The organism is Rhodanobacter sp. G2-10, from assembly GCF_055809185.1.
Window position 1 is genome coordinate 589,888 of the sequence record NZ_CM147900.1, and the last position, 22,790, is coordinate 612,677.

The 22,790-nt window shown below is 65.2% G+C and carries 18 protein-coding genes; 7 read left to right on the forward strand and 11 right to left on the reverse strand.

Annotation, left to right across the window (positions count from 1 at the left end):
* Positions 1-47 precede the first annotated feature (47 nt).
* The 5 genes from AC0L58_RS02680 to AC0L58_RS02700 all read right to left on the reverse strand — a co-directional run bounded on the left by AC0L58_RS02680 (position 48) and on the right by AC0L58_RS02700 (position 7,150).
* Positions 48-2,372, reverse strand: a complete 2,325-nt coding sequence (locus AC0L58_RS02680; protein WP_473686419.1) for a nitric-oxide reductase large subunit — start codon at positions 2,370-2,372, stop codon at positions 48-50.
* 250 nt (positions 2,373-2,622) lie between these two features.
* The gene (locus AC0L58_RS02685; RefSeq protein ID WP_473686421.1) at positions 2,623-4,314 is read right to left on the reverse strand and encodes a cbb3-type cytochrome c oxidase subunit I; all 1,692 of its coding nucleotides are present in this window, start codon (positions 4,312-4,314) and stop codon (positions 2,623-2,625) included.
* Positions 4,314-5,273 carry a c-type cytochrome gene (locus AC0L58_RS02690; RefSeq protein WP_473686423.1) on the reverse strand — a complete coding sequence of 320 codons (960 nt, stop codon included), beginning with the start codon at positions 5,271-5,273 and terminating at the stop codon, positions 4,314-4,316. Before AC0L58_RS02690 ends, AC0L58_RS02685 begins: the two co-directional genes overlap by 1 nt.
* A complete protein-coding gene (locus AC0L58_RS02695; protein ID WP_473686425.1) occupies positions 5,270-5,542 on the reverse strand; it encodes a hypothetical protein in 273 nt (90 codons plus the stop codon). The genes AC0L58_RS02690 and AC0L58_RS02695 overlap by 4 nt, the downstream gene beginning before the upstream one ends.
* A 216-nt stretch (positions 5,543-5,758) precedes the next feature.
* Positions 5,759-7,150: an MBL fold metallo-hydrolase RNA specificity domain-containing protein gene (locus AC0L58_RS02700; RefSeq protein WP_473686427.1), complete on the reverse strand. Its 1,392-nt coding sequence runs from the start codon at positions 7,148-7,150 to the stop codon at positions 5,759-5,761.
* 163 nt (positions 7,151-7,313) lie between these two features.
* Here AC0L58_RS02700 and AC0L58_RS02705 point away from each other — a divergent pair, with 163 nt between their 5' ends.
* From AC0L58_RS02705 to AC0L58_RS02725, 5 genes are read left to right on the forward strand one after another with little or no spacing between them, the layout of a single operon-like run.
* The gene (locus AC0L58_RS02705) at positions 7,314-7,586 is read left to right on the forward strand and encodes a PepSY domain-containing protein (protein ID WP_473686429.1); all 273 of its coding nucleotides are present in this window, start codon (positions 7,314-7,316) and stop codon (positions 7,584-7,586) included.
* Positions 7,587-7,615: 29 nt separating this feature from the next.
* Positions 7,616-8,212 carry a cytochrome b/b6 domain-containing protein gene (locus tag AC0L58_RS02710; protein WP_473686431.1) on the forward strand — a complete coding sequence of 199 codons (597 nt, stop codon included), beginning with the start codon at positions 7,616-7,618 and terminating at the stop codon, positions 8,210-8,212.
* A gap of 4 nt (positions 8,213-8,216) precedes the next feature.
* Complete coding sequence (locus tag AC0L58_RS02715) at positions 8,217-8,891, forward strand: response regulator (protein ID WP_473686433.1); 675 nt, start codon at positions 8,217-8,219, stop codon at positions 8,889-8,891.
* Positions 8,888-10,282, forward strand: coding sequence for an ATP-binding protein (locus AC0L58_RS02720; protein ID WP_473686435.1), 1,395 nt, complete (start codon positions 8,888-8,890; stop codon positions 10,280-10,282). Before AC0L58_RS02715 ends, AC0L58_RS02720 begins: the two co-directional genes overlap by 4 nt.
* Positions 10,279-12,195, forward strand: coding sequence for a heavy metal translocating P-type ATPase (locus tag AC0L58_RS02725; RefSeq protein WP_473686437.1), 1,917 nt, complete (start codon positions 10,279-10,281; stop codon positions 12,193-12,195). Before AC0L58_RS02720 ends, AC0L58_RS02725 begins: the two co-directional genes overlap by 4 nt.
* A gap of 101 nt (positions 12,196-12,296) precedes the next feature.
* Here the strand turns inward: AC0L58_RS02725 and AC0L58_RS02730 are convergent, their stop codons facing one another.
* Positions 12,297-13,037: a SpoIIAA family protein gene (locus AC0L58_RS02730; RefSeq protein ID WP_473686439.1), complete on the reverse strand. Its 741-nt coding sequence runs from the start codon at positions 13,035-13,037 to the stop codon at positions 12,297-12,299.
* A gap of 358 nt (positions 13,038-13,395) precedes the next feature.
* On the opposite strand from AC0L58_RS02730, the gene AC0L58_RS02735 reads away from it, so the two are divergent.
* Positions 13,396-13,737 (forward strand): HPF/RaiA family ribosome-associated protein, encoded by a 342-nt coding sequence (locus tag AC0L58_RS02735; RefSeq protein ID WP_473686441.1) that lies wholly within the window; start codon positions 13,396-13,398, stop codon positions 13,735-13,737.
* Positions 13,738-13,968: 231 nt separating this feature from the next.
* Positions 13,969-15,864 carry an ATP-dependent zinc metalloprotease FtsH gene (gene ftsH / locus AC0L58_RS02740; RefSeq protein WP_473686443.1) on the forward strand — a complete coding sequence of 632 codons (1,896 nt, stop codon included), beginning with the start codon at positions 13,969-13,971 and terminating at the stop codon, positions 15,862-15,864.
* Here the strand turns inward: ftsH and AC0L58_RS02745 are convergent.
* From AC0L58_RS02745 to AC0L58_RS02765, 5 genes are all read right to left on the reverse strand, one after another.
* Entirely contained in the window at positions 15,812-16,315 is a 504-nt protein-coding gene (locus AC0L58_RS02745) for a methyltransferase family protein (protein WP_473686445.1), read from the reverse strand. The genes ftsH and AC0L58_RS02745 overlap by 53 nt on opposite strands.
* Entirely contained in the window at positions 16,312-18,693 is a 2,382-nt protein-coding gene (locus tag AC0L58_RS02750) for a phosphoketolase family protein (RefSeq protein ID WP_473686447.1), read from the reverse strand. The genes AC0L58_RS02745 and AC0L58_RS02750 overlap by 4 nt, the downstream gene beginning before the upstream one ends.
* Before the next feature lie 84 nt (positions 18,694-18,777).
* Positions 18,778-19,983: an acetate/propionate family kinase gene (locus AC0L58_RS02755; protein WP_473686449.1), complete on the reverse strand. Its 1,206-nt coding sequence runs from the start codon at positions 19,981-19,983 to the stop codon at positions 18,778-18,780.
* 128 nt (positions 19,984-20,111) lie between these two features.
* Positions 20,112-21,644 (reverse strand): efflux transporter outer membrane subunit, encoded by a 1,533-nt coding sequence (locus AC0L58_RS02760; protein WP_473686451.1) that lies wholly within the window; start codon positions 21,642-21,644, stop codon positions 20,112-20,114.
* Between the two features lie 21 nt (positions 21,645-21,665).
* On the reverse strand, positions 21,666-22,790 hold the full coding sequence (locus AC0L58_RS02765; protein WP_473686453.1) for an ABC transporter permease: 1,125 nt from the start codon (positions 22,788-22,790) through the stop codon (positions 21,666-21,668).

Consider the following 22,790-nt stretch of genomic DNA (forward strand, 5'->3'; position numbering starts at 1 on the left):
CAGGGCGCGCCGTGCGGCGCGCCCTGACGTACATCACCAGCCTTGCATCACGCGCCTTCGAGCACGGCTTGCGGCAGCGGAGCGGCCGTTTCCCGCGTGACGGGCTCGGGTTCCGGCATCGGCACGGCCTGCGTGCGCGGCTTGCGAACGAGCCACAGCGAGGCCACGAATGCCGAGATCACCAGTGCGCCGATCGCGAACAAGGTGTCGCCGGGCACCCGCATCCATACCAGCATGTGCACGATCGGCTGGTCCATGAACTCGGCCGAACGCGCGGCCCAGTAACCGTTCTCCAGCACTGCCTTCAGTTGCAGGATGCCCAGCGGAAGGAGGGTCAGCACTGCCATCAGGGAGAGTCCGATATTGAGCAGCCAGAAGGCACTCTTGAGCCATCCTTCGCGCCACTGCGCGGCCGGCTTGATGCCGCGCAGGCAGAACAGCATCAGGCCCAGGCCGAGCATGCCGTACACGCCGAACAGCGCGGTGTGGCCATGGCTGGCGGTAAGGTTGAGGCCCTGCATGTAGTACAGCGCGATCGGTGTGTTGACCAGGAAGCCTAGCAGGCCGGCGCCGACCAGGTTCCAGAAGCTGACCGCCACGAAGAACATGATCGGCCAGCGGTAGCGCGCCATCCACGGCGCGGCGTGCTGCTTCTTCCAGGTGTCGTAGGCTTCCAGCCCGATCAGCGCCAGCGGTACCACTTCGAGCGCCGAGAAGCTGGCGCCCAGCGCGATCACCGCCGTGGTGGTGCCGCTGAAGTACAGATGATGCAGCGTACCGAGCACGCCGCCGGCCATGAACACGATGGTCGCAAACAACACGCTGGTGGTGGCCGTGGTGACGCGCAGCAAGCCCAGCCGCACGAACAGGTAGCTGATCACCGCGGTGGCGAACACCTCGAAGAAGCCTTCCACCCACAGGTGCACCACCCACCAGCGCCAGTATTCGACCATCGCGATGTGCGTGTGCTCGCCCCACATCAGTCCGGCGCCGTAGAGCAGGCCGATCGCCACCGTGGAAAGGAACAGCAAGCCCACGATCGAGGCGCCTTCCTGCTTCCGGTTCATCGCTGGCCACAGCGCGCGGCCGACCAGGAACAGCCACAGCATCAGGCCGATGAACAGGAAGATCTGCCAGAAGCGGCCGATGTCGGTGTATTCCCAGCCCTGGTGGCCGAACCAGAAGTTGTATTGCAAACCCATCTTGTCCATCACCGCGAACCACTGGCCGGCGAACGAGCCGACCACGATCACCAGCAGGCACACCCACAGGAAGTTCACCCCGAGCCGCTGGAATTTCGGTTCGTGGCCGGAAATGAGCGGCGCGATGTACAGGCCCGTGGCCAGCCAAGCGGTGGCGATCCACAACACGGCCAGTTCGGTATGCCAGGTGCGGGTGAGGCTGTAGGGCAGGTAGTTGGCGAGCGCAAAGCCGTAGGCCTCCTGACCCTCCACCTGGTAGTGCGCCGTGGTGGCGCCGAGCAGGATCTGCACCAGGAACAACGCCAGCACGGTCCAGAAGTACTTGCCGGTGGCCTTCATCGAAGGCGTCGCCTTGAACTCGGTCAACGGATCGCGCGCCGGGATCACCGGCAGCGGCTCCTGACTCACGTGGCGGGCATGGTGCCAGCCGAGCAGGCCGATGCCGAAGATCATGAACAGGATGCTGAAGACCGACCACAGGAAGCTGGTCGAAGTCGGCGTATTGCCTGCCAGCGGTTCGTACGGCCAGTTCTGGGTGTAGCTCATCGCCTCGTTCGGGCGCTGCGTGGCCGCAGCCCAGCTGCTCCACCAGAAGAACGCGGTCACCTCGCGGCGGTGCTCCATGTTGGCCACCGTGTTCTCGCGCATCGCGTATGTCTCGCGCAGGTCATGCGTGGCCGGGTCGTTGCTGAGCAGGCTCATGTAGTGCGCCGCCACCGCTTCCATCGCCGTCGCACGCAAACGGGATACCGTGATCGTGCCGTCGTCGGCGTTGTAGGTATTGGTGCGCAATTCTTCCTGCACGCGTGCCTTGAGCGGCGCCTGCTGCTGCGCGGTCAATGACGCGTACGGCCCCAGCCCCTCGTCGCGCGAGAGCAGTTCCAGCATGGCCAGCGATTCGCGGTGCAACCAGTCTGCGCTCCAGTCCGGCGCGAGCAAGGCACCATGGCCCCAGATCGAGCCCAATTGCTGGCCCCCGATGCTCTGCCAGACCTGGCGTCCTTCCTCCATGTCGGCCTTGGTGTACAACGTCTGGCCGTCGCTGGTGACCACGGCAGCAGGCAACGGAGGTGCCTGCTGATGGACCTCCTTGCCGACCCACAGCAATACCGCGAACGAGGCGACCAGCAACGCCGCCAGCCCCAACCACAATTTCCTGGTACTGCTCATCGCGCACCCCCTTGAAAGATGCGCGCATCCTCGCGGACGGCGATGCCGTCGTTCTTGACGCAGGTCAAGCCGCCGCGTTGACCACACTGCGCAAATTGTCGCGGTGCACGGTGCAGGTAAACCCGGCGGCGCGGAGTGGGATGAGGGCCGCCGCAATCGAAGTCGTCCACTCATCTGAAGAAGGCCCTCGACACGGTCGAAGGCCCTCCTGGCTGGCAGCTGCTCCCCGGATTCCCGGAACGACCTTCACTCAGGTTTGCGCAGGCAGCACCCGCAGGAATGGCGAAGCAATTTCCGGCGCACTCGCGCGCGCTTCCAGCGACGCGAGGAATCGCCACACGAACCCCAGCGTCACCAGCAGCAGCCCGGGGTAACCCACGCCGGCCAGCAGATACGGCAACGTCGGGTTGCCCTGCACGCGTACGCTGGGCAGGTTGAAGCTCAGCAACCCAAGCGTGATGATCGTGCCGAACACCCACATGCCCAGCAGCCAGATGCCTGATTCGAAGCCGGTGAGTGGTCGGTACCAGCCGGTGGCAGCGCGCGGCACCGCAGGATGTTCGGCGTCCGCCGAAACCCGCACGCGACGCCCCAGCGTGAACAGGTCGTAAGCCAGGATGCCAGCCCCTGCAGCAAACACCAGGCCGAACAACGGCAGCATCAGCTTGTAGGTGTACATCGCGGGTGACACGTCGCCGCCGAACCAGTCCAACCCCAGAATGCGGTAGACGTAGACCTGGATGGTGCCACCGATGGAGAACGCAAAGCCCATGCCGAGTATGCCGATGAACACCAGCCAGAAACCGAGTTTGCCCAGGCGCTGGTCGTAGTTCGCGGCCTTGCGCATGATCGGGATGACGTAGTACGCGGCCGCGATGCCGAGCATGCCGAAGGTGCCGAACAAGGCCAGATGCGCATGTCCCGCCGTGACCCAGGTGCCGTGCGACCACACGTTGGTGAGCGCAAAGGTCATCACGAAACCGAGGATGCCCGCGCCGACCAGCTCCAGTACCGTCGAGCCGAGGATGAAATAGAACGCCGGCGCGTTTTCCAGCGGACGCTTGTTGGTGTGTGCGTCGAGGTAGATGTGCCAGAAGCAGAACACCAGTGGCAGCGGTTCCAGCGCACTGAACAAGGAGCCCCAGAACTGCCAGAACTCCGGCGTGCCGATCCAGAAGTAGTGGTGCGCGTTGCCGATCAGCCCGGACAGCCACACCAGAGTGATGCCCCAGAACACCGCAAAACCCACCGACTTGATGTCGGCCTTGAACATCAGCACCAGGAACATGCCGATCAGGCTGATGTGGATGACCTCCCACACGCCCTCGACCCAGTAGTGCACCACGAACCAGCGGAAGTATTCCTGCAGGTCCAGCCGCTGGATGTAGAACAGGCCGAACACCCACACCACCATCAGCGCGGTGACACCCAGGCCGAGCCCCCAGTGGATCTCGTTCCACTGGCGCACCGGCGGGAACGTGCGCAGCACCACATAGCAGACGATGGCGAAGCCGACCAGGATCAGGATGCCGGCAATGCGTCCGGCCTCCAGGTATTCCAGCCCCTGCTGGAACCACGGCTGGCCCAGCCACCAGCCGGCGATGCCCCGTTCGGCCAGGAACTGGGTGAAGAAGTTCCACAGCACGATGACGATCACCGCGTAGAACAGGAACTTGATCAGCCACGGCGCGACCATCTCGCGCTTGGACAGCAAGGGCCCGACGAACAGGATCGCGCCGATGAAGCCGCACACGATCCACATGATGCCGAGGTTGAGATGTTCGGCGCGGGCGACGTTGAAATTCAATACGCCCGCGAGCAGGGTGGGGTCCGCTTGCTGGGCCGCCAGCAGCATGCCGTAAGCCACCTGGGTCACGAACAACACCAGCATCAGCATGAAGAAGCGCAGGCTCAGGCGTTGGGTCTGGTATTCAATCTGCATCACTGCTTCTCCAAGGTGTGGAGGTAGGCCACGATCGCGTCGACTTCGTCTTCCTTCAACAAGCTGTCGTACGCAGGCATGACGCTGGCCGGATAGCCCGCGACGATCTTTGCATTCGGCTGCAGGATGGATTCCTTCAGGTAGGCATCGTCGGCGGTGACCGTGCTGCCGTCAGCGAGTTTGATTTGCGAGTTGTACAGGCCACCCCAGCCGGGCCCGACCAGGCGTTTGTCATCGGCGGCGTGACAGGCCACGCAACCGTTGTCCTTGACCAGCTGCGCACCCAGCACGGCCGGATCGGCTGCGACTGGCGCCGGCGCTGCTGCCGCAGGAGCCACCGCGGCCAGCGTGGCGGTGCCGTGCGCCAGTTGCAGGCGGCGATCGAGTCCCTCCACCATCACCTTGGGCGGCCAGCCTTCGGTATTCATGGCCGAGGTGTACTTGAGGTAGGCGATCAACTGACCGATCTCGTCCTTGCTCAATGGCAGGTTCGGCATCATCGTGGTCTTGCCACCGCGGCGCTCGATCTGCACTGCCGCGGCGGGGTATTTCTTCAGGTAGTCGTCGATCGAGTCGGTGCCGGTGTCGGCACGCTGATCGGGATCAAGAAGCTGGGCGCGCACTGCCCCGGTGGTCGGCCAACCGCCGGCCGACGGCAGGAATGCCGCGAGCCACGCCGGCCCCACGCGTGCGTACTCGCCGGTCAGATCCGGCCCGAGGTAGGCACCGTTGCCGACCATCGTGTGGCAACCCATGCAGTTGTAGGCCTGGAATACCCGCTTGCCCTCGTTTGCGGTGTACTTGCCGTAGGTGACCGCGTAGGGCGTCGCCTGGTCGCGTGATTTCACGAACGAGAAAATCGACAGTGCGATGAAGATCGCCGTCATCACCCCAAGCATCACGAACGCGCCGCGCCGGCGTGGCGTCTCGCAGCTGCTGCCGCCCACGCCGCAACTCATGAGCGGTCTCCCTTGTCGGCGCGTGGGCCCGGTTTGGCGGGCGCAGTCGCGGCGGCTTCCTCCTTGCCGTGCAGGAACAGGATGTGCAGACTCTCGATGAAGATGTAGAACACGTAGACGGCCAGCACGAAACCGAACACGAAATAGATCCACCACGCCACGTGCGATTCGGCCCAGTATTCGAAGTCTCGCCAGAACGGCCAGGACAAGGCGAACGCTGCCACGCTGGCCAACACCGAAAGCGTCAGATCCGTCATTCGCTGCGACATGTGAATTTCCCCTGGATTGGTTCGGGCACCGGCGGGAAGTGTCGAAAGCCACCGAATCCCTTCCCCAAGGGACTCGCGTGCAATGCGGCCTGAATGTAGATGTCCGCTGGCCGTGGCGACCTGATCCAGGTCAAGCCAGACCTTCTTTTCGATTTGCGCACCGGCACACAAGCGATCCGGCTCGGATCGCCGGTACCAGGCCGCGTGTGCCTCCGATCAATCGATCTTGATGGGTTCGTGCAAACCGGGAAGCTGGCAGGCTACGCCGCGCTGTTCCAGCACTTCCTGCAACGCACGCATGCCGCGGCCGTATTCGCCGTGCACCAGAAACACCTTGCGTCGAGGTGCGTCGCCCAGCCAGTCCAGCAGCGACGGTTGGTCGGCGTGCGCCGAGAAGCCGTTGATGGTCCAGACCTGCGCCCGCACCGGGATGTCTTCGTTGAAGATGCGCACGCTGGTCGCGCCATCGACGATGCGCCTCGCCAGCGTGCCCTCGGCGGCGTAGCCGACGAACACCACGCTGCAGCGTTCGCGCCACAGGTTGTGCTTGAGGTGGTGACGGATGCGACCGCCGTTGCACATGCCGGAGCCGGCCAGGATGATGGCGCCGTTGTCGATGCTGTTGATCGCCATCGACTCGCCGGTCTCGCGGGTGAAATGCAGGCCGGGCATCGCGAACGGGTCGCCGTGCTGCAGCTCATCGACGAAGTCCTCGCCGAAGCACTCCGGATGACGCCGGAAGATCTCGGTGGCGGAGATCGCCATCGGTGAATCCAGGAACACCCGTACATGCTGCGGGATCGCGCCGTCGCGAATGCCGCGGTGCAGGTAGTAGAGGATTTCCTGGGTACGCTCCAGTGCAAAGCTCGGGATCACCACGTTGCCGCGACGGTTCAACGTCTCGCGGATCGCCTGGTACATCTCGTCGATCGAGTCGGGTACGGAACGGTGCGGGCGGTCGCCATAGGTGCTCTCCATCACCACGTAGTCGGCCGGCGGTGCCGGCGTGGGGTCGCGCAGGATCGGCCGACCCGGATTGCCCAGGTCGCCGGAGAACAGCATGCTGCGTCGATGGCTGCCGTCGTCGAGCTCGAGCAGAATCGAGGCCGACCCGAGGATATGCCCGGCGTCCAGGAAGCGGGCGGTGATGCCCTCGACCACCGGCACGGTCTCGTCGTAGCCGACGTCTGCCGCGAAGAAGTCCAGTGCATGCAGCGCATCGTCCAGCGTGTACAGCGGCGGTGCGATCGCGTCGCCACGGCGGTTGTTGCGCTGGGCGCGCCGAGCATCCTCTTCCTGGATGCCGGCCGAGTCGAGCATCACGATCCGCGCCAGCTCACGGGTGGCGGCGGTGCAGAGGATGCGGCCGCGAAAGCCCCGCCGCACCAGCAGCGGAATCCGGCCGCAGTGGTCCAGGTGGGCATGCGTCAGCAGCAGCACGTCGATGCCGGCCGGATCGAACCCGAACGGTTCCGCGTTGGCCTGCTCGACTTCCTCGCTGCCCTGGAACAGGCCGCAGTCGATCAATACGCGACGGTCGTTGCAGGTGATCAGGTGGCACGAGCCGGTCACCTGCTTGGCGGCGCCGTGGCAGCTGTAGATGATCATGCGGATTTGATCCGTGAGTGCGCGCTGCGCACGACTCTCGCATGAAGCTCGCCACGGCGTACTGATCGACGTCAATCCGGACGCGCAAGCTCCTTAAGACTGGCATAAGGCCCTGCGGCTGCAATGACACCCAAGGCAATCATGCCGATACCGGAGAAGAGTCATGAAACGCATCGTCATTGCACCCTTGTTTCTTGCTGCCGCCATGTTGTCGGCAGCGGCCTTCGCCTCACCGCAATGCACCAACGCACCGCGCGCGCAGTGGCTGAGCGAAGCGGCAATGAAGCAGAAGGTTCTGGACCAGGGCTACACCATCAAGGTGTTCCAGGTCACCGGCAACTGCTACGAGATCTACGGCAAGGACAAGGCCGGCAAGAACGTCGAGATCTACTTCGACCCGACCGACGGCCGCATCGTCAAGAAGAAGGGCGGCTGATCGCCATCCATCCGAGCGAGGACAAGCCCATGAACGCCACGGTCAAGGTCTGGGATCCGTTGGTCCGCCTGTTTCACTGGTCGCTGGCGGGCTTGTTCCTCGCCAACTTTTTCACCGAGGAGGGCGAGCTGGTCCATCGCGGCTTTGGCTACGCGATCCTGGTCCTAATCGCGGTGCGATCTGTGTGGGGCTGGGTCGGCACGCGGCACGCCCGTTTCAGCGATTGGGTAGTGGGTCCGCGCCGGGTGCGTTCCTACCTGCGCGAACGCCTGGCCGGGCGCTCGCGCAGGCAACTGGGGCACAACCCCGGGGCGTCGGTGATGATCCTGGCGCTACTGGCCGGGGTGTTGCTGGTCGGCTTCAGCGGCTGGCTGCAGACCACCGACAGGTTTTTCGGCGAGGGCTGGCTGCAGGACCTGCACGAAGTGCTGGCCTATGGTGTGCTGGGGCTGGTCGTGCTGCACGTGCTGGCGGCGGTTGGCGAGAGTGTGCACTACGGCGAGAACCTGATTGCGGCGATGATCCACGGCCGCAAGCGCGCCCTGGGGCAGGATGCCGCAGGCGATCGAAAAGGTGTCGTCACTTGCGCCAAGTCAAGTCGACGGGTGGGGCGCCGGATAAGGTGACCCCATGCGCATCCTGTTAGCCGAAGACGATCAGTCACTGGGGCAGGCGCTGGCCGATGGCCTGCGCCAGCTCGGCTATGCGGTGGACTGGATCACCGACGGCACCCAGGCGGCGGCCGCGTTGAGCGATACCGACTACGCCGCCGCGATACTCGACTGGAACCTGCCACGCAGCAGTGGTCCGGCGATCATTGCCGGCATGCGCCGGCGCCAGGATGCCACGCCGGTATTGCTGCTGACCGCACGCGACGGGTTGCCTGATCGCGTGGCCGGCCTCGACGCCGGCGCCGACGACTACGTGGTCAAGCCGGTCCACCTGGACGAACTGGCCGCGCGGCTGCGTGCCTTGCTGCGGCGTGCCGACGGCCAGCTCGAGCCGGCCATCCGCCTCGGCGTTCTTGAAGTCACGCCGGCCGCACGCAGCGCCACGCTGGCCGGGGCACCGCTGGAACTGACCGCGCGCGAATACGCGCTGCTGGAGACCCTGGTGCGCCACCCCGGCCGCGCCTATTCGCGCGATCAGCTCGAAGACGCGCTGTATGGCTGGGACAGGGAAGTGGCCAGCAACGCAGTGGAGGTGCACATCCATCATTTGCGGCACAAGCTTGGGCCGGGCTGGATCCGCACCTTGCGCGGCATCGGCTACGCCATCAACGCGCCCGGCGGGCAACCAGCGTGACGCGTCCATCGCTGAACCGGCGGCTGGTGCTGCGCCTGATCGTCGGCATCGTGCTGGTGTGGAGCATCGCCGTCGGCTGGATCGCGTGGCGCAGCCTGCATGAAGTCGACGAGGTGTTTGACCAGATGCTGGTGCGCACCACCGCCAGCGTGTTTGCGGTGATGCCGGACGCGCTGGCGCAGGACCGTCCGGTGCGCTTGCCGCACGAGAAGATCGTTGGCTCCGATTCCACCGCGCAGCGGCCGGCCATCGTGCTGCGCGACGCGCACGGGCGGCTGCTGATCCAGAATGAGCAACTGCCCGCGCTGGCGTTTGATACGGGTGACCCGCACTTTCACACAGTGACCTACGACAAGCGACGCTGGCGCGTATTCCAGGGCTGGGACAGCGACAAGCGATACTGGATTCAGGTCGCGGCACCTTTGGACGAACGCGACGAACTGATGCGCAAGCTGCTGGCGCCGACGCTGCTGGCGTTGCTGGCATTGTTGGTTCTTGTGCCACCCACCGTGTTTGTCGGATTGCGCGGCGGATTGAAGCCGCTGCGCCGGCTGACCCGCAGTCTGTCCGCCAGCAACACACCGCTGGTTCCCGTGCTCACCGACCAGCAGGTGCCGGTCGAGCTGGCCCCATTCACCCGGGCTGTCGATCGCCTGGTCGAAACCCTCAGGATCGGCTTGGAACACGAGCGCCGCTTCACCGCCGATGCGGCGCACGAACTGCGCCAGCCGTTGGCGACTTTGCGCCTGGAACTGGATCTTGCCGGTCACGGTGATGACGCCACATTGCAGGCGCGACACCTCAAGCGCGCGCATGCCGCACTGGATCGCATGCAACAGCTGGTGACGCAGCTGCTGATGCTGGCGCGGGTCGAGAAGCTGACCGAGCTGGACGACGCCGGCCAGTTGCGCCTGGCGAGTGTGGCCGAAGCCGTCCTGCGGGATTCGAGCGAGCGCGCAGCGGCACGCTCCATCGAACTATCGCTCGATCAGGATGGCAACGACATCGTGCTGGGCAGCCGAGGCTTGCTCGAAATCCTGCTCCAGAACCTGCTGGACAACGCCTTGCGTCACGCACCGGAACACGGCCAGGTGAATGTGTTCGTCGGTAGCCGCGCCGGTCGGGTAGTGCTTGAGGTGAACGACAACGGCAGCGGCTTTTCCAGCGTCGACCCGGCACAGCTAGGCGAACGCTTCTATCGCCCGGAAGGCAGTCTGGGTGAAGGCAGCGGCCTGGGCCTGTCGATCGTGCAGGCGATCGTCAGCCTGCACCACGGACAACTGGAGTTCGGCCGCTCCGTAATGGGCGGTGCACGAGTCAGCGTCAGCCTCCCTTGTGCCATGCTCGCTCTGCAGCAGGCAAACGCTCCGGAGGCGCCACCGACGAGATGAACACAGTCAGCCGCTGGACCAGACGCTACCCGATCGTCGCCCTTACCCTGCTGGTTGGCATCGTGGGTGGTGCCATCGACCTGTTCGGTCATGGTGTCCTCGCGTCGTGGAACACGGCCCGATGGATCGTAAGCACGTTCGCGCTGGCCATCGCGGCAAGGCAGGCGCGGGACATGCTGCGCGACCTGCTGCAAGGGCGGATGGGTATCGACGTCCTGGCCATCATGGCCATCGTGGCGACCGTGGCGGTAGGGGAATACTGGGCGAGTCTGGTCATCGTGCTGATGCTCTCCGGTGGCGAGGCGCTGGAGGAGTACGCAGCAGGTCGCGCCCGACGGGAGCTCAGCGCGCTGCTCGACCGGGCGCCCCGGCAGGCCCACCGGATGGGCGACGAGGACGACAGTCTGGAGGACGTTCCGGTCTCCGCCGTGGTCATTGGCGATCGCTTGCTGGTGCGGCCGTCCGAAGTCGTACCCGTGGACGGTGTGCTCGTTTCCGACGCCGGCACGTTCGACGAGTCATCGCTTACCGGTGAAAGTCTTCCGGTCGAGCGGATACGTGGCGACAACTTGCTCAGCGGGTCGGTCAACAGCGAGGTAGCCATCGTCATGCAGGCCAGCGCCCCTGCCGCCGACAGCCAGTACCAGCGCATCGTGGCGCTGGTCGCCGAGGCTGCCGAGAGCCGTGCTCCGCTGGTGCGCCTCGCCGACCGTTACGCGGTTCCGTTCACCGCCGTCTCGCTGCTGATCGCCGCGGTCGCGTGGCTGTTGTCGGGTGATCCGACCCGGTTTGCGGAGGTGCTCGTCGTGGCCACGCCATGCCCGCTGCTGATCGCGGCGCCGGTGGCCTTCATGGGCGGGATGAGCCGGGCCTCCCGGCACGGCATCATCGTCAAGGGCGGTGGAACGCTCGAGCAGTTGTCCCACGCGCGCACGGTGGCGTTCGACAAGACCGGAACACTTACCCACGGCGATCCGTCGGTGATCGCGGTACGACCATCCGGAGGACTGGATGAAGATGAACTCTTCACGCTGGTCGCTTCCGCCGAACGGTATTCATCGCATGTGCTGGCGACCGCCATCGTGGACGCGGCGCTGGAACGGGGGCTGGTGCCGCGCGAGGCGTCGACGGCACGTGAGGAGGCAACCAACGGCGTGATTGCGATGATCGATGGCCAGGAAGTCGTGGTCGGTAAACTCGCGTTCGTCGCGTCGTCCGCTGTCGATGCGTGTGCAACGCCGATCGCCAGCGGCGAGATGGCGGTGTACGTCGCTGTTGATGGCCGGTTTGCCGGCGCGATCCTGCTCAGCGACCGGTTGCGGGAGAATGCTGGCGCGACCATCGACAGGCTCGCCGCGCTGGGCGTCAAGAGATTCCTCATGCTCACCGGGGACGCCCATGAGACGGCCCGACATGTCGCCGGTCATCTGCAAATCCGCGACGTGAACGCTGAGCTGCTGCCGCAAGACAAAGTCCGTATCGTGCAGTCGATCGAGCAGCGCCCCGTCATCATGGTCGGTGATGGTGTCAACGATGCGCCAGTGCTTGCGGTGGCCGACGTCGGCATCGCGATGGGGGCCAGGGGCGCAACGGCGGCGAGTGAGTCGGCCGATGTCATCATTACCGTCGACGACTTGTCGAAAACCGCGACGGCGGTGGCGATTGGCCAGCGCACCATGCAGGTCGCGCTGCAGAGTATCTGGCTTGGCATCGGCTTGAGCGTCGGACTCATGTTCCTGGCCGCCTTTGGCTTGCTTCCGGCGATCATCGGCGCGGCACTCCAGGAAGTGGTCGACCTTGCCACGATCATCAACGCGTCGCGCGCGCTCGGCAACGCGCGCGCCGACCGGAGCCTGGCGTTCCCGACCGACGGCATGGATCGATCCGCAAGCCCCGTTCGCGCCGGGGCTTGAGCCGCCCGCACTGCCGAAATCGCCCAACCCGCGGCACCTACCGGGTTCTGCCGGAGTCATCGAACCGCGAGTGGGGTCGAGGTGGAGCCTCCAATGGCGTATCAGTCTTGCAGCCAGCTCATTGCTTCGTCGCGCTGGTCGTAGTCGAACTGGCGAACCTTGGCCAGCATCAGTGGATCAAGCACATGGTCGGCGAACGACCCCATCGGACTGTTGGTGACCAGCGCCACCTTGCCGATCTTGTCGTGCACGCTGTTGACGAACTTCAGATGCGCGAACAACGCGCCGATGCTTTGCCAGCCGGGAAAACGCCGGCTGTGGATCATGATGCCGCGCAGCCGCTTGTGCTCCGCGAGATAGTCCCTGATCGCCTCGCCCACCAGTTCGAAATCGTCCTCGCTGAGGGCCTTGCTCGTGGCGGGTTCCAGCACGAGGATGCCGGTGTCGACATCCAGCTCCATGCCGATGCGGGCACGATCGCGTTCGCAGACCCAGCTCCTGGCGTCGTCGTATTCATCGCTGTCGAAATGCCTGAGCTCGCCGGGCGAGAGCAGCCGGAACAGCTTGATCGCATTCTCCAGCCAATCGATGTCGGTGACGATCGCCATGCGTGCCCAGTGGCCCAGCTTGCCCAGGCCCAGACGCAGGTCCTGCCATGCGGCGCCGACCTCCATCCCCTTCCACTCGCCTTCGATGCAGCACAGGAAATCAAGCTTGCGGTGTTTGTCCAGCCGCTCGTTGACCAGCGGGATCAGCTGCTTCTCGTAATCCTCGGCGCGCAGCTTGTCGGTGATCTTGATGCCGATCACGTGATCCGGAAGCCCTTCTATCATCGTCAACATGGTGTCTACCCTCGATTCGGTGCCGAATGCGGCCCAATGGCGGAAACGTGCATGCATCCAGGAGAAACGTCGAGCCCGTCATGTCAGCTGCCGGTCCACGATACGCTTGTTGGCGCAAGGCGAACGGGAAAGTCGCGCCGACGAACCCCCTGGGTGGCAGCATGAACTGATCACCACAGCCATTGGCCATCGCACGGCAGGCTGCTTGCCGACATTCCATCCATTGGCCTTGTCCACGGGCGTCGGCCACTACGCAGTTCGCCGCGACACCACCGTGGCTCGTGTACGCGGAAATCACACAGATCGCGTTGTGATCGACTAGGGCCATTGCCGCAATGAATGAGCAGGAGAGGATCCGATGCAGATTATCGTGCAGGCAGATGACCATACCGTGATGACCGAAGAGCTTGACGAGAAGCTCAACCACGCGGTGCGTTCGGCCGTCAGCCGCTACGAAGCACAGATCACCCGTATCCAGGTTTATCTCAGCGACGTGAATGGTGGCAAGGACGGTGTCGATGACAAACGCTGCGTGCTCGAGGCGCGTCCTGCGGGCCTGGATCCCGTTGCCGCCAACCATCGCGCGTCCACCATCGAGCTGGCGATCGACGGTGCGTCCGCAAAGCTGGCCAGCGTATTGGTCAGCACGTTCGGGCGTCTTGGCAGCAGTCGCAACCAGGGAAGTCCGGGTAGCGAATAAGTCCCCCGTCGCCTCGCCCGCGGCTCATTGGGGCGACGTCATGTCCGACACCTGCCGTGGCAGTTGTCGGCCCTTCATCCTCCATACCGGACAACTCGATTCGAGTTTCAGTGTGAATTTCCCAACGCGGGCCGAACGTGCGCCACACGAGCTTGCGGCCCCCCGTGATACCGTCCACCCGTTTGGTCGGGAAGCGCGCGTAACACACCAACAAGTAGCTGGACCAACGCCATGAACCGTTCCACCAAGATCAATTCGTGGTACATCGTTCTCGCCGTGATGGGAGTGGTCCTGTTGCGCAACGCCTGGGTGCAGAACCAGACGATCGAAACCATCCCGTACAGCCAGTTCGAAACCGATCTCGACAGGCGTGCTGTCAAGGACGTGACGATCGGAGCGAACTCGATCCACGGTACCTATATGGCGCCGAAGAACGGCAAGACCGGCTTCGTCACCGTGCCGGTCTCGCCCGAGCTCGCGGCGCGTCTCAAGGACACCGGTACCACCTATACCGGCGCGGTCGAGAATACGTGGCTCACCTCGCTGTTGGCCTGGGTGCTGCCGGCGCTGTTCTTCATCGGCATCTGGCTGGTCGTCATCCGCCGCATGGCCGGCCGCCAGGGCATGGGCGGCCTGATGTCGATCGGCAAGAGCAAGGCGAAGGTCTTCGTCGAGAGCGACACCAAGGTCACCTTTGCCGATGTCGCCGGCGTGGACGAGGCCAAGGCCGAGTTGCAGGAGGTGATCGACTTTCTCAAGAACCCGAAGGAATACGGCTCGCTCGGGGCGCGGATGCCCAAGGGCATCCTGCTGGTCGGGCCGCCCGGCACCGGCAAGACCCTGCTGGCACGCGCCGTCGCCGGGCAGGCGGGCGTGCCGTTCTATTCGATCTCGGGATCGGAATTTGTCGAAATGTTCGTCGGCGTCGGCGCGGCGCGGGTACGCGACTTGTTCGAACAGGCGCGCAAGGCGGCGCCCGCCATCGTCTTCATCGACGAGCTCGACGCACTCGGACGCGCGCGCAACGCCGGTGTCGTCCAGGGTGGCAACGACGAACGCGAGCAGACCCTGAACCAGCTCTTGTCGGAGCTGGATGGTTTCGATCCGACCGAGGGCGTGGTGCTGCTGGGCGCCACCAACCGGCCCGAGATCCTCGATCCGGCGCTGTTGCGCGCGGGCCGCTTCGACCGCCAGGTGCTGGTCGATCGACCCGACCGCGCGGGGCGGGTGGAGATCCTCAAGGTGCATGTGCGCAAGATCACCCTGGCGGAGGATGTCGAGCTGGAGCAGGTCGCCGCGCTGACCACCGGCATGACCGGCGCCGATCTTGCCAATCTTGCCAACGAGGCGGCGCTGCTGGCGACGCGGCGGCGTGCCAAGGCGGTGAACATGGAGGACTTCACCCATGCCATCGAACGTATCGTCGCCGGCCTGGAAAAGCGCAACCGCCTGATCAACCCGAAGGAACGCCGAATCGTCGCCTATCACGAGATGGGCCACGCGCTGGTGTCGATGGCGCTGCCCGGCGCCGACACGGTGCACAAGGTCTCGATCATCCCGCGTGGGATCGGCGCGCTCGGCTACACCATCCAGCGCCCGACCGAGGATCGGTTCCTGATGACCGAGAACGAACTGCGCAACAAGATCGCGGTGCTGATGGCCGGCCGCGCGGCGGAAAGCCTGGTGTTCGGTGCGCTTTCCACCGGCGCTTCCGACGACCTCGCGCGCGCCACCGACATTGCCCGCTCGATGGTCGCGCGCTACGGCATGGACGCCGATCTGGGCAGCGTCAGCTACGAGCGGGACAAGTCCGGATTTCTCGGCGATCGCAGTGCCGGCTATCTGGAGCGCAGCTACAGCGAGGCCACCGCCGAGACCATCGACCGGGCCGTGCGCAGCATCGTGCAGGCGGTGTCGCAGCAGGCGCTGCAAATCCTCACCGACAATCGCGACATTCTGGATACGGCCGCCGCGCAGTTGTTGGAGGTCGAGACCCTGGACGAAGCGGCGCTGCGTGAAGTGGCGAAGGGATTGCGACGGCCGGACGACGCGGCGCCCGAACCGCTCCAGGATGTCAGTGTCGCCGGAGACCAATCCAGCGCGGAACCCGGCGCGCATAATCAGTGAAAGCCGGGCCAAAGCGTGCCGACAAGTGCCGCTCTTCGCGACGGATTGCCAGACGGTCGACCAGCACCGCCACGAGCAACGTTGTCATCAACAGCCACGGCAACGACAGCGCCAACGCGATGCCGGCGAGTGCCAATGTGTTGCCGAGATAAATCGGGTTGCGCGAGAACGCGAACACACCGGTTGTCACCAGATGCTGTGCGCCGCGATGCGGCAGCACATTGGTATGCGCCCGGTGCATGGCGAGCATGGAGCCCAGATCCAGGCCCACGCCCAGACATAGCAGCGCGATACCAACGGCACGCAGCCACGCGCCCCCATCGGCCCACAGTGCGAGCGAGGACGTGGACCAGATCATCTCGAGCACCCATGCCGCCAGCAGTGCCGCCAGGTAGAGGATCGGCGGCCACGGAATCCGATTGGGACGCTCGCGGATTTCGTCGTCCGTCATGGGCTCTTGTCTGCCTGCCATCGCCAGTCGCGGATTTCAGGCGGATCCTCACCATGCTCGACGATGTATTGACGGTGCGCCTCCAATGCTCCGGTCATCGCCTTGCGCACCCGCGGCGCATCGTGCTCCAGTCCGGGCACGCGATTGACCGCATTGATGACCAGGTGGTAACGGTCCAGGCCGTTGCGCACCACCATGTCGAACGGCGTGGTGGTGGTGCCTTCCTCCTGATAACCGTGGACGTGGAAGTTGTGGTAATTGGTGCGCCGATAGACCAGCCGATGGATCAGGGTCGGGTAGCCGTGCCAGGCGAAGATCACCGGCTTGTCGGTGGTGAACATCGCATCGAACGCGGCGTCATCGAGGCCGCGCGGATGCTGGCTCGGTGGCTGCAGTTTCATCAGGTTGACGACGTTGACCACGCGCACGCGCAGCTGCGGAAGGTGCTGGCGCAACAGGTCCATCGCGGCCATGGTTTCAATCGTGGGCACGTCGCCGCAGCAGGCCATCACCACGTCCGGGTTCGCGCCGGCATCGCTGCTGGCCCACGACCACACGCCCAGGCCGGCGGTGCAATGCGCGGCCGCGGCATCCATGTCCAGCCACTGCGGCGAGGGCTGCTTGCCGGCGATGATCACGTTGACGTAGCCGCGGCTGCGCAGGCAGTGATCGGTCACCGACAGCAGCGTGTTGGCGTCCGGCGGCAGGTATACGCGAATGATCTCGGCCTTCTTGTTGGCGACATGGTCGATGAAACCGGGATCCTGGTGGCTGAAGCCGTTGTGGTCCTGGCGCCAGACGTGCGAGCTCAACAGATAATTGAGTGAGGCAATCGGCTGCCGCCACGGGACCTCGCTGGATACCTTCAGCCATTTGGCGTGCTGGTTGAACATCGAGTCGACGATATGGATGAACGCTTCGTAGCAGGAAAAGAAGCCGTGGCGTCCGGTCAGCAGATAGCCTTCCAGCCAGCCTTCGCACAGGTGCTCGCTGAGCACTTCCATCACACGGCCGTCGGGCGCGACGTGGTCGTCGCCGGGGAGGATCTCCGCCATCGAGCAGCGATCGGTCACCTCGAACACCGCGTTCCAGCGGTTGGAGTTGGTTTCATCCGGACTGACGACACGGAAATTGTCCGGGTTTTGCGTGATGACGTCGCGGATGAGCTGCCCCTGTGCCCGCGTCGCTTCGGCCCGTGTGGCACCCGGTGCGGGCACGTCCACGGCGTAGCTGCGAAAATCCGGCAACTTCAGGTCCTGCAGCAGCTGGCCGCCGTTGGCGTGCGGGTTGGCGCTCATGCGCCGCTTGCCCGACGGCGCCAGCGCCGCGATGTCCGGGCGGAGCCTTCCCTCTTCGTCGAACAATTCCCGCGGCCGGTAACTTTGCATCCACTGCTCGAGGATCTGGATATGGTCGGCACGGTCCATCTCACCCATCGGCACCTGGTGGGCGCGGAAGGTGCCTTCGATGCGCTTGCCGTCCATTTCTTTCGGACAGGTCCAGCCTTTTGGCGAACGCAATACGATCATGGGCCAGCGCGGACGCTCAGCGTTGCCGCCATCGCGGGCGGCGTGCTGGATCGCCTCGATCTCGCCGATGACTTCGTCCAGCACGCCGGCCATGCGCTGATGCATGGTCTCCGGATCGTCGCCCTCGACGAAATGCGGCCGGTAGCCATGGCCGGTCAGCATGGCTTCGAGGTCGGCGTGCGGAATGCGTGCGAGCACCGTGGGTCCGGCGATCTTGTAGCCGTTCAGATGCAGGATCGGCAGCACCGCGCCATCGCGAGCCGGATTGAGGAAATGGCAGGACTGCCACGAGCCCGCCAACGGCCCGGTTTCCGCCTCGCCGTCGCCGATCACGCAGGCGACCAGCAGATCGGGGTTGTCGAAGGCCGCACCGAAGGCGTGCGACAGCGAGTAGCCCAGCTCGCCGCCTTCATGGATCGAACCCGGCGTTTCCGCGCCGACATGGCTGGAAATGCCGCCGGGAAACGAGAACTGCTTGAACAGACGCTGCATGCCGTCCTTGTCGCGCGAAACCCGCGGGTAGACTTCGCTGTAGGTACCCTCCAGCCACGCGTTCGCCACCGGAGCCGGCCCGCCGTGGCCCGGTCCGACGATGAAGATCGTGTCGAGATCGCGTACCTTGATGACGCGATTGAGATGCGCGTACAGGAAGTTCAGCCCCGGCGTCGTACCCCAGTGGCCGAGCAGGCGCGGCTTGATGTGGGTGCGCGTCAGCGGCTCTTCCAGCAGCGGGTTGTCGAGCAGGTAGATCTGCCCGACCGACAGGTAGTTCGCGGCGCGCCACCAGGCATCGATGGCTTGCAGTTGCGCGGGATCGAGTACCTGGGGCGGGTAAGGTGTCGTGTTCATCAAAAGCCCTCCGGGGTGGGCGTTGGTGCGTACGGGTGTCGCAAGATGGCAGGCAAGTGGTGATACCCGCGATCAAGGGGTTGTTCATGCTCGGGTCGTACTGCTGGAAATTACGTGGGCCACCGTCTGGCGGGCGTGATTGGCGATCACCACTTCCTCGTCGGTGGGTATGACCCAGGCCTGCACGGCACTGCCTGCAGCGGTGATCCGGTTTGCGCCGGCACGATTGGCGGCCTCGTCAAGCTCCACACCAAGCCAAGCGGCGTCACGACAGACGCGTTCGCGCAGCAACACGCTGTTTTCACCGATGCCGGCAGTGAACACGATTGCATCGACCCCGCCCAGCGTGGAAGCCAGCGCGCCCAGCTCGCGGCCTATGCGGTACACGAAAAGGTCGATCGCTGCTTTTGCGCCCGGGCTGTCGCTGGCCTCGAGCGTGTGCATGTCGCCGGAGATGCCGGATACGCCGAGCAGGCCCGATTGCTCGTACAGCAAGCTCTGCATCTGCGCCGGGTCCATCTGCAGTTCCGTCATCAGGTACAGCACCACGCCCGGGTCCAGCGCGCCGCAGCGGGTGCCCATCGGCAATCCGTCCAGCGCGGTGAAACCCATGGTCGTGGCCACGCTTGTGCCCTCGCGCATGGCGCACATGCTGGCACCGTTACCCAGATGCAGGACCACCACCCGGCCAGCCAGTGCCGGGTCGCGCTGCGCCATGACCGAGGCGATGTACTCGTAGGAAAGCCCGTGGAATCCGTAGCGGTGAATGCCGCGGGCAGTAATTGCCGCGGGCAGCGCGAACGCCTGTTCGACCGGCGATTGCGCATGATGGAATGCGGTGTCGAAGCAGGCGATTTGCGGCAGGTCGGGCGCGCGGGAAAGCAGCATCCGGATCGGCATGAGGTTGTCGGGCTGATGCAGTGGCGCGAGCGGGATCAGTGCTTCCAGCGTATGCAACACTTCGCCATCGACCCGCACCGGCGCAGCATGGTGTCGGCCGCCGTGTACCACCCGGTGCCCGACCGCGCGCACGCGGTACCCCTCAAGATGCGCCGGCACGGTTTCGAACAGGAAGGCCATGGCCTCGTCGTGACCGAATGATGTGCTCTGCGGCCAGTCTTTCACTTCCAGTGCTTGGCCGGCGCCATCCTGGATGACGTAGCGCGCGGACGCGCCGAGTCCCTTGATGCTGCCGGCAAGCACGCGCCGCAACTCGACCCCGTCGTCTTCGAACACCGAAAACTTGATGCTCGATGAGCCGGTGTTGATCACGGCAATGGCGTTTCGCATGTCCTGTGCCCTGGCTGTTGAGTGATCAAGCGATCGTCGGGATCTCGATCACCGCGAGTTTCGGGCCGCAGCCGGCGTCGCGTCGCGGAGGGATTGGGCCGCGTCGCGGGAGCTGCGTGTCGAGGCCGTCACATACTGGTCTGCCCATCCTTTTGTGCCGCAGAGTGTGGTGTTGAGGGTCTTCGTTCACCTGTGTCCTGCTCGCGTGCGTCTGGTGTGGAGGCGTGGGCGTCCCAGCCGCCACCCAGTGCCTTGAACAAGGAAACCAGATCGATCGCAGTGGCGGCGTGAACGCGCGCGTAGGCATCCTCGGCGTCGCGCAGGACGCGTTCTTCGGCGAGCAGCTCGACCAGGGCGATATCGCCTGCGCGGTAGCGTGCCTGCGCGTGCACGTAGCTGCGGCGAGCGGCCTGCAGCGCCACGTCCTGACGTTGCACCGCATCCAGTCCTGAGTGGTAGTCGCTCAGCGCGCGTTCGGCGTCGCCCAGCGCCGCCAGTACGGCTTTTTCGTAGGCAAGCGCGGCCTGCTGCTGCCGTGCTTCTCTGGCGTGGATCTCCGCACGCACGCGACCGCCATCGAACACGCGCCAGGAGATCAGCGGCATGATCGAAAACGTCTGGCTGGCGGACTCGAACAGATTGCCGGCATCCAGCGACTGGAAGCCGCCGCCGGCACCGATGCTCAGTTTTGGAAACAGCTCTGCGGTAGCCACGCCGATATCGGCGGTGCGGGCGGCCAGGCGACGCTCGGCCGCGCGCACATCGGGTCGACGGCGCAACATGTCGGCGCGCTCACCCACCGGTATCGGGTTCAGCGTGATCTTTGCTGCGGTGGTGTCGAGCAGGGCCAGCTCACGCTCCGGCGGCGCGCCGAGCAGCACGCCCAGGCCCAGTGCCGCGGCACGCTCCCGCGCACGGATCGCGGGCAGGGTAGCGTCGACGGCCGCGAGATGCGCCTGCGCGCTGTCGATATCGGCTTGCGCGGCATCGCCGGCGTCGTAGCGCTGGCGTACCAGATCCAACGTCTGCCGCAGGGTCTGCACCGAAGCCTCGCGCGCGGCCAGCTCGCGTTGGGCGCCGCGCAGGGTGAGGTAGCTGCGCGCGACCTCGGCGGTGACGCTGATGCGCATCGCCTGCGCATCGGCCTGCGCCGCCTGCACGCTGGCCTCGGCGCTTTCCAGCGCACGTCGGGTGCCGCCGAACAGATCGATTTCCCAGCTGGCGTCGAAGCCGGCGTCGTAGATCGTCTGGTCGCGTTGGAGCCCGGGAATGGACCCGATCGGCAACGGTCCGTTCTCGCTCTGGCGGCGCCGGGTCACGCTGCCACCGGCATCGACGACGGGTGCGTAACCACCGCCGGCGCGGTCGCGCAGCGCGCGCGCCTCGCGGATACGCGCCTGCGCCTGGCGCAGGTCGAGGTTGCCGGACAGTGCGACCTCCACCAGCCGGTCCAGCACCGGATCATGCAGCGACGTCCACCAGCTTGCCAGGTCGACTGACGCCGGCGCGTCCGCGGTCGGCAGGGACCAGCCGCTGCCCGTACCCACCGGCGGCGGCCCGCGCCAGGTGGGGCCGACGGCGCAGGCACCGAGCAGCAGCGCGCTCAGCGCGGCTGCCGCGATGCCCTTCGTGTGAGGTCGGATCTTCGGTGAACGTCTCATGGCAACTCCTTCATCAAGCGGTCACTGCAGGCGACTGCGGACCAGCAGCGTCGCCAGCGTCAGCGACACCAGGGCAATCACCGCCAGCGGCCAGGTATGGGCGAGAATGTCGGAGGCCGGCATCGCCTTGAGGAACGTCCCCTCGACGATGACCAGGAAGTGGGTGAGCGGAATCCCTTGCGCCATCCACTGCAGCACCAGCGGCATGTTTTCCACCGGCGTGGCGAAGCCGGACATCAGCACGGCCGGCACGCCGATCGCGAAGGCGCCCATGATCGCCTGCTGCTGCGTCGCGGACACCGCGGAGATCATCAGGCCGATGCCCACCACCGACGCGATGAACAGCAGCAGGCTCGGCAGCAGCAGCCAGAACGAGCCGGTAAAGGGAACGCCGAACAGGAACACTGCCGCGGCAATCATCATCAGTCCCAGCCCGGTGCCGATGGCAAGTGCGGGCACGGTCTTGGCGACAATGATTTCCAGCGTGGTGGTCGGCGAGACCAGCAACTGGTCGAACGTGCCCAGCTCGCGTTCGCGGGCGATCGACAGCGCGGTGATCATCAATGCGCTGAAGAACACCAGGATGCCCGACAGCGCCGGTACCACGAACCAGCGGTAGATCAGGTTGGGATTGAACCAGTGGCGCACGACCACCGGGGCGGTGCGTGACGGCTCCTTCCTGGCCATGGCACCGACCTCCGCCGCGATGGCGTTGAGATAGCCGACCGTGATCTGTCCAGCGTTGCTGCGCCGACCGTCGACGATGACCTGCATGGTGCCCGTGCCGCCAGAGGCGATGTCGCGTGAAAAGTCCGGTCCCATGGTGAGCGCGGCGATCACCTTGCGCTGGTCAATCAGCTCGCTCAACTGGTCAGGGCTGTGCACCGTGTATACCTTGTTGACGAAGTCGGCGGCGCCAACGCGGGCTTCCATTTCGTATGACCAACGGCCGGCATCCTGGTTGTAGACGGCGATGTTGGCGTTGCGCACCTCCAGCGTGGTGGCGAAGGTGAACACCAGCAACTGCAGCAGCGGCGGCGCGAACACGATGATGCGGCTGCGCGGGTCGCGCAGGATGCTGAGCAGCTCCTTGACGATCTGCGCACGCAGGCGGCCATTGATCAGCATGTTGAACAGGCGCCGCAT

Bases quoted from the DNA above. Each gene is read 5' to 3' on its own strand.
- AC0L58_RS02705 (WP_473686429.1), top strand. From the start codon at position 7,314: ATGAAACGCATCGTCATTGCACCCTTGTTTCTTGCTGCCGCCATGTTG.
- AC0L58_RS02680 (WP_473686419.1), bottom strand. From the start codon at position 2,372: ATGAGCAGTACCAGGAAATTGTGGTTGGGGCTGGCGGCGTTGCTGGTC.
- AC0L58_RS02760 (WP_473686451.1), bottom strand. From the start codon at position 21,644: ATGAGACGTTCACCGAAGATCCGACCTCACACGAAGGGCATCGCGGCA.
- AC0L58_RS02735 (WP_473686441.1), top strand. From the start codon at position 13,396: ATGCAGATTATCGTGCAGGCAGATGACCATACCGTGATGACCGAAGAG.
- AC0L58_RS02685 (WP_473686421.1), bottom strand. From the start codon at position 4,314: ATGCAGATTGAATACCAGACCCAACGCCTGAGCCTGCGCTTCTTCATG.
- AC0L58_RS02745 (WP_473686445.1), bottom strand. From the start codon at position 16,315: ATGACGGACGACGAAATCCGCGAGCGTCCCAATCGGATTCCGTGGCCG.
- ftsH (WP_473686443.1), top strand. From the start codon at position 13,969: ATGAACCGTTCCACCAAGATCAATTCGTGGTACATCGTTCTCGCCGTG.
- AC0L58_RS02765 (WP_473686453.1), bottom strand. From the start codon at position 22,790: ATGCGGCGCCTGTTCAACATGCTGATCAATGGCCGCCTGCGTGCGCAG.
- AC0L58_RS02700 (WP_473686427.1), bottom strand. From the start codon at position 7,150: ATGATCATCTACAGCTGCCACGGCGCCGCCAAGCAGGTGACCGGCTCG.
- AC0L58_RS02750 (WP_473686447.1), bottom strand. From the start codon at position 18,693: ATGAACACGACACCTTACCCGCCCCAGGTACTCGATCCCGCGCAACTG.
- AC0L58_RS02710 (WP_473686431.1), top strand. From the start codon at position 7,616: ATGAACGCCACGGTCAAGGTCTGGGATCCGTTGGTCCGCCTGTTTCAC.
- AC0L58_RS02725 (WP_473686437.1), top strand. From the start codon at position 10,279: ATGAACACAGTCAGCCGCTGGACCAGACGCTACCCGATCGTCGCCCTT.
- AC0L58_RS02690 (WP_473686423.1), bottom strand. From the start codon at position 5,273: ATGAGTTGCGGCGTGGGCGGCAGCAGCTGCGAGACGCCACGCCGGCGC.
- AC0L58_RS02695 (WP_473686425.1), bottom strand. From the start codon at position 5,542: ATGTCGCAGCGAATGACGGATCTGACGCTTTCGGTGTTGGCCAGCGTG.
- AC0L58_RS02715 (WP_473686433.1), top strand. From the start codon at position 8,217: ATGCGCATCCTGTTAGCCGAAGACGATCAGTCACTGGGGCAGGCGCTG.
- AC0L58_RS02730 (WP_473686439.1), bottom strand. From the start codon at position 13,037: ATGTTGACGATGATAGAAGGGCTTCCGGATCACGTGATCGGCATCAAG.
- AC0L58_RS02755 (WP_473686449.1), bottom strand. From the start codon at position 19,983: ATGCGAAACGCCATTGCCGTGATCAACACCGGCTCATCGAGCATCAAG.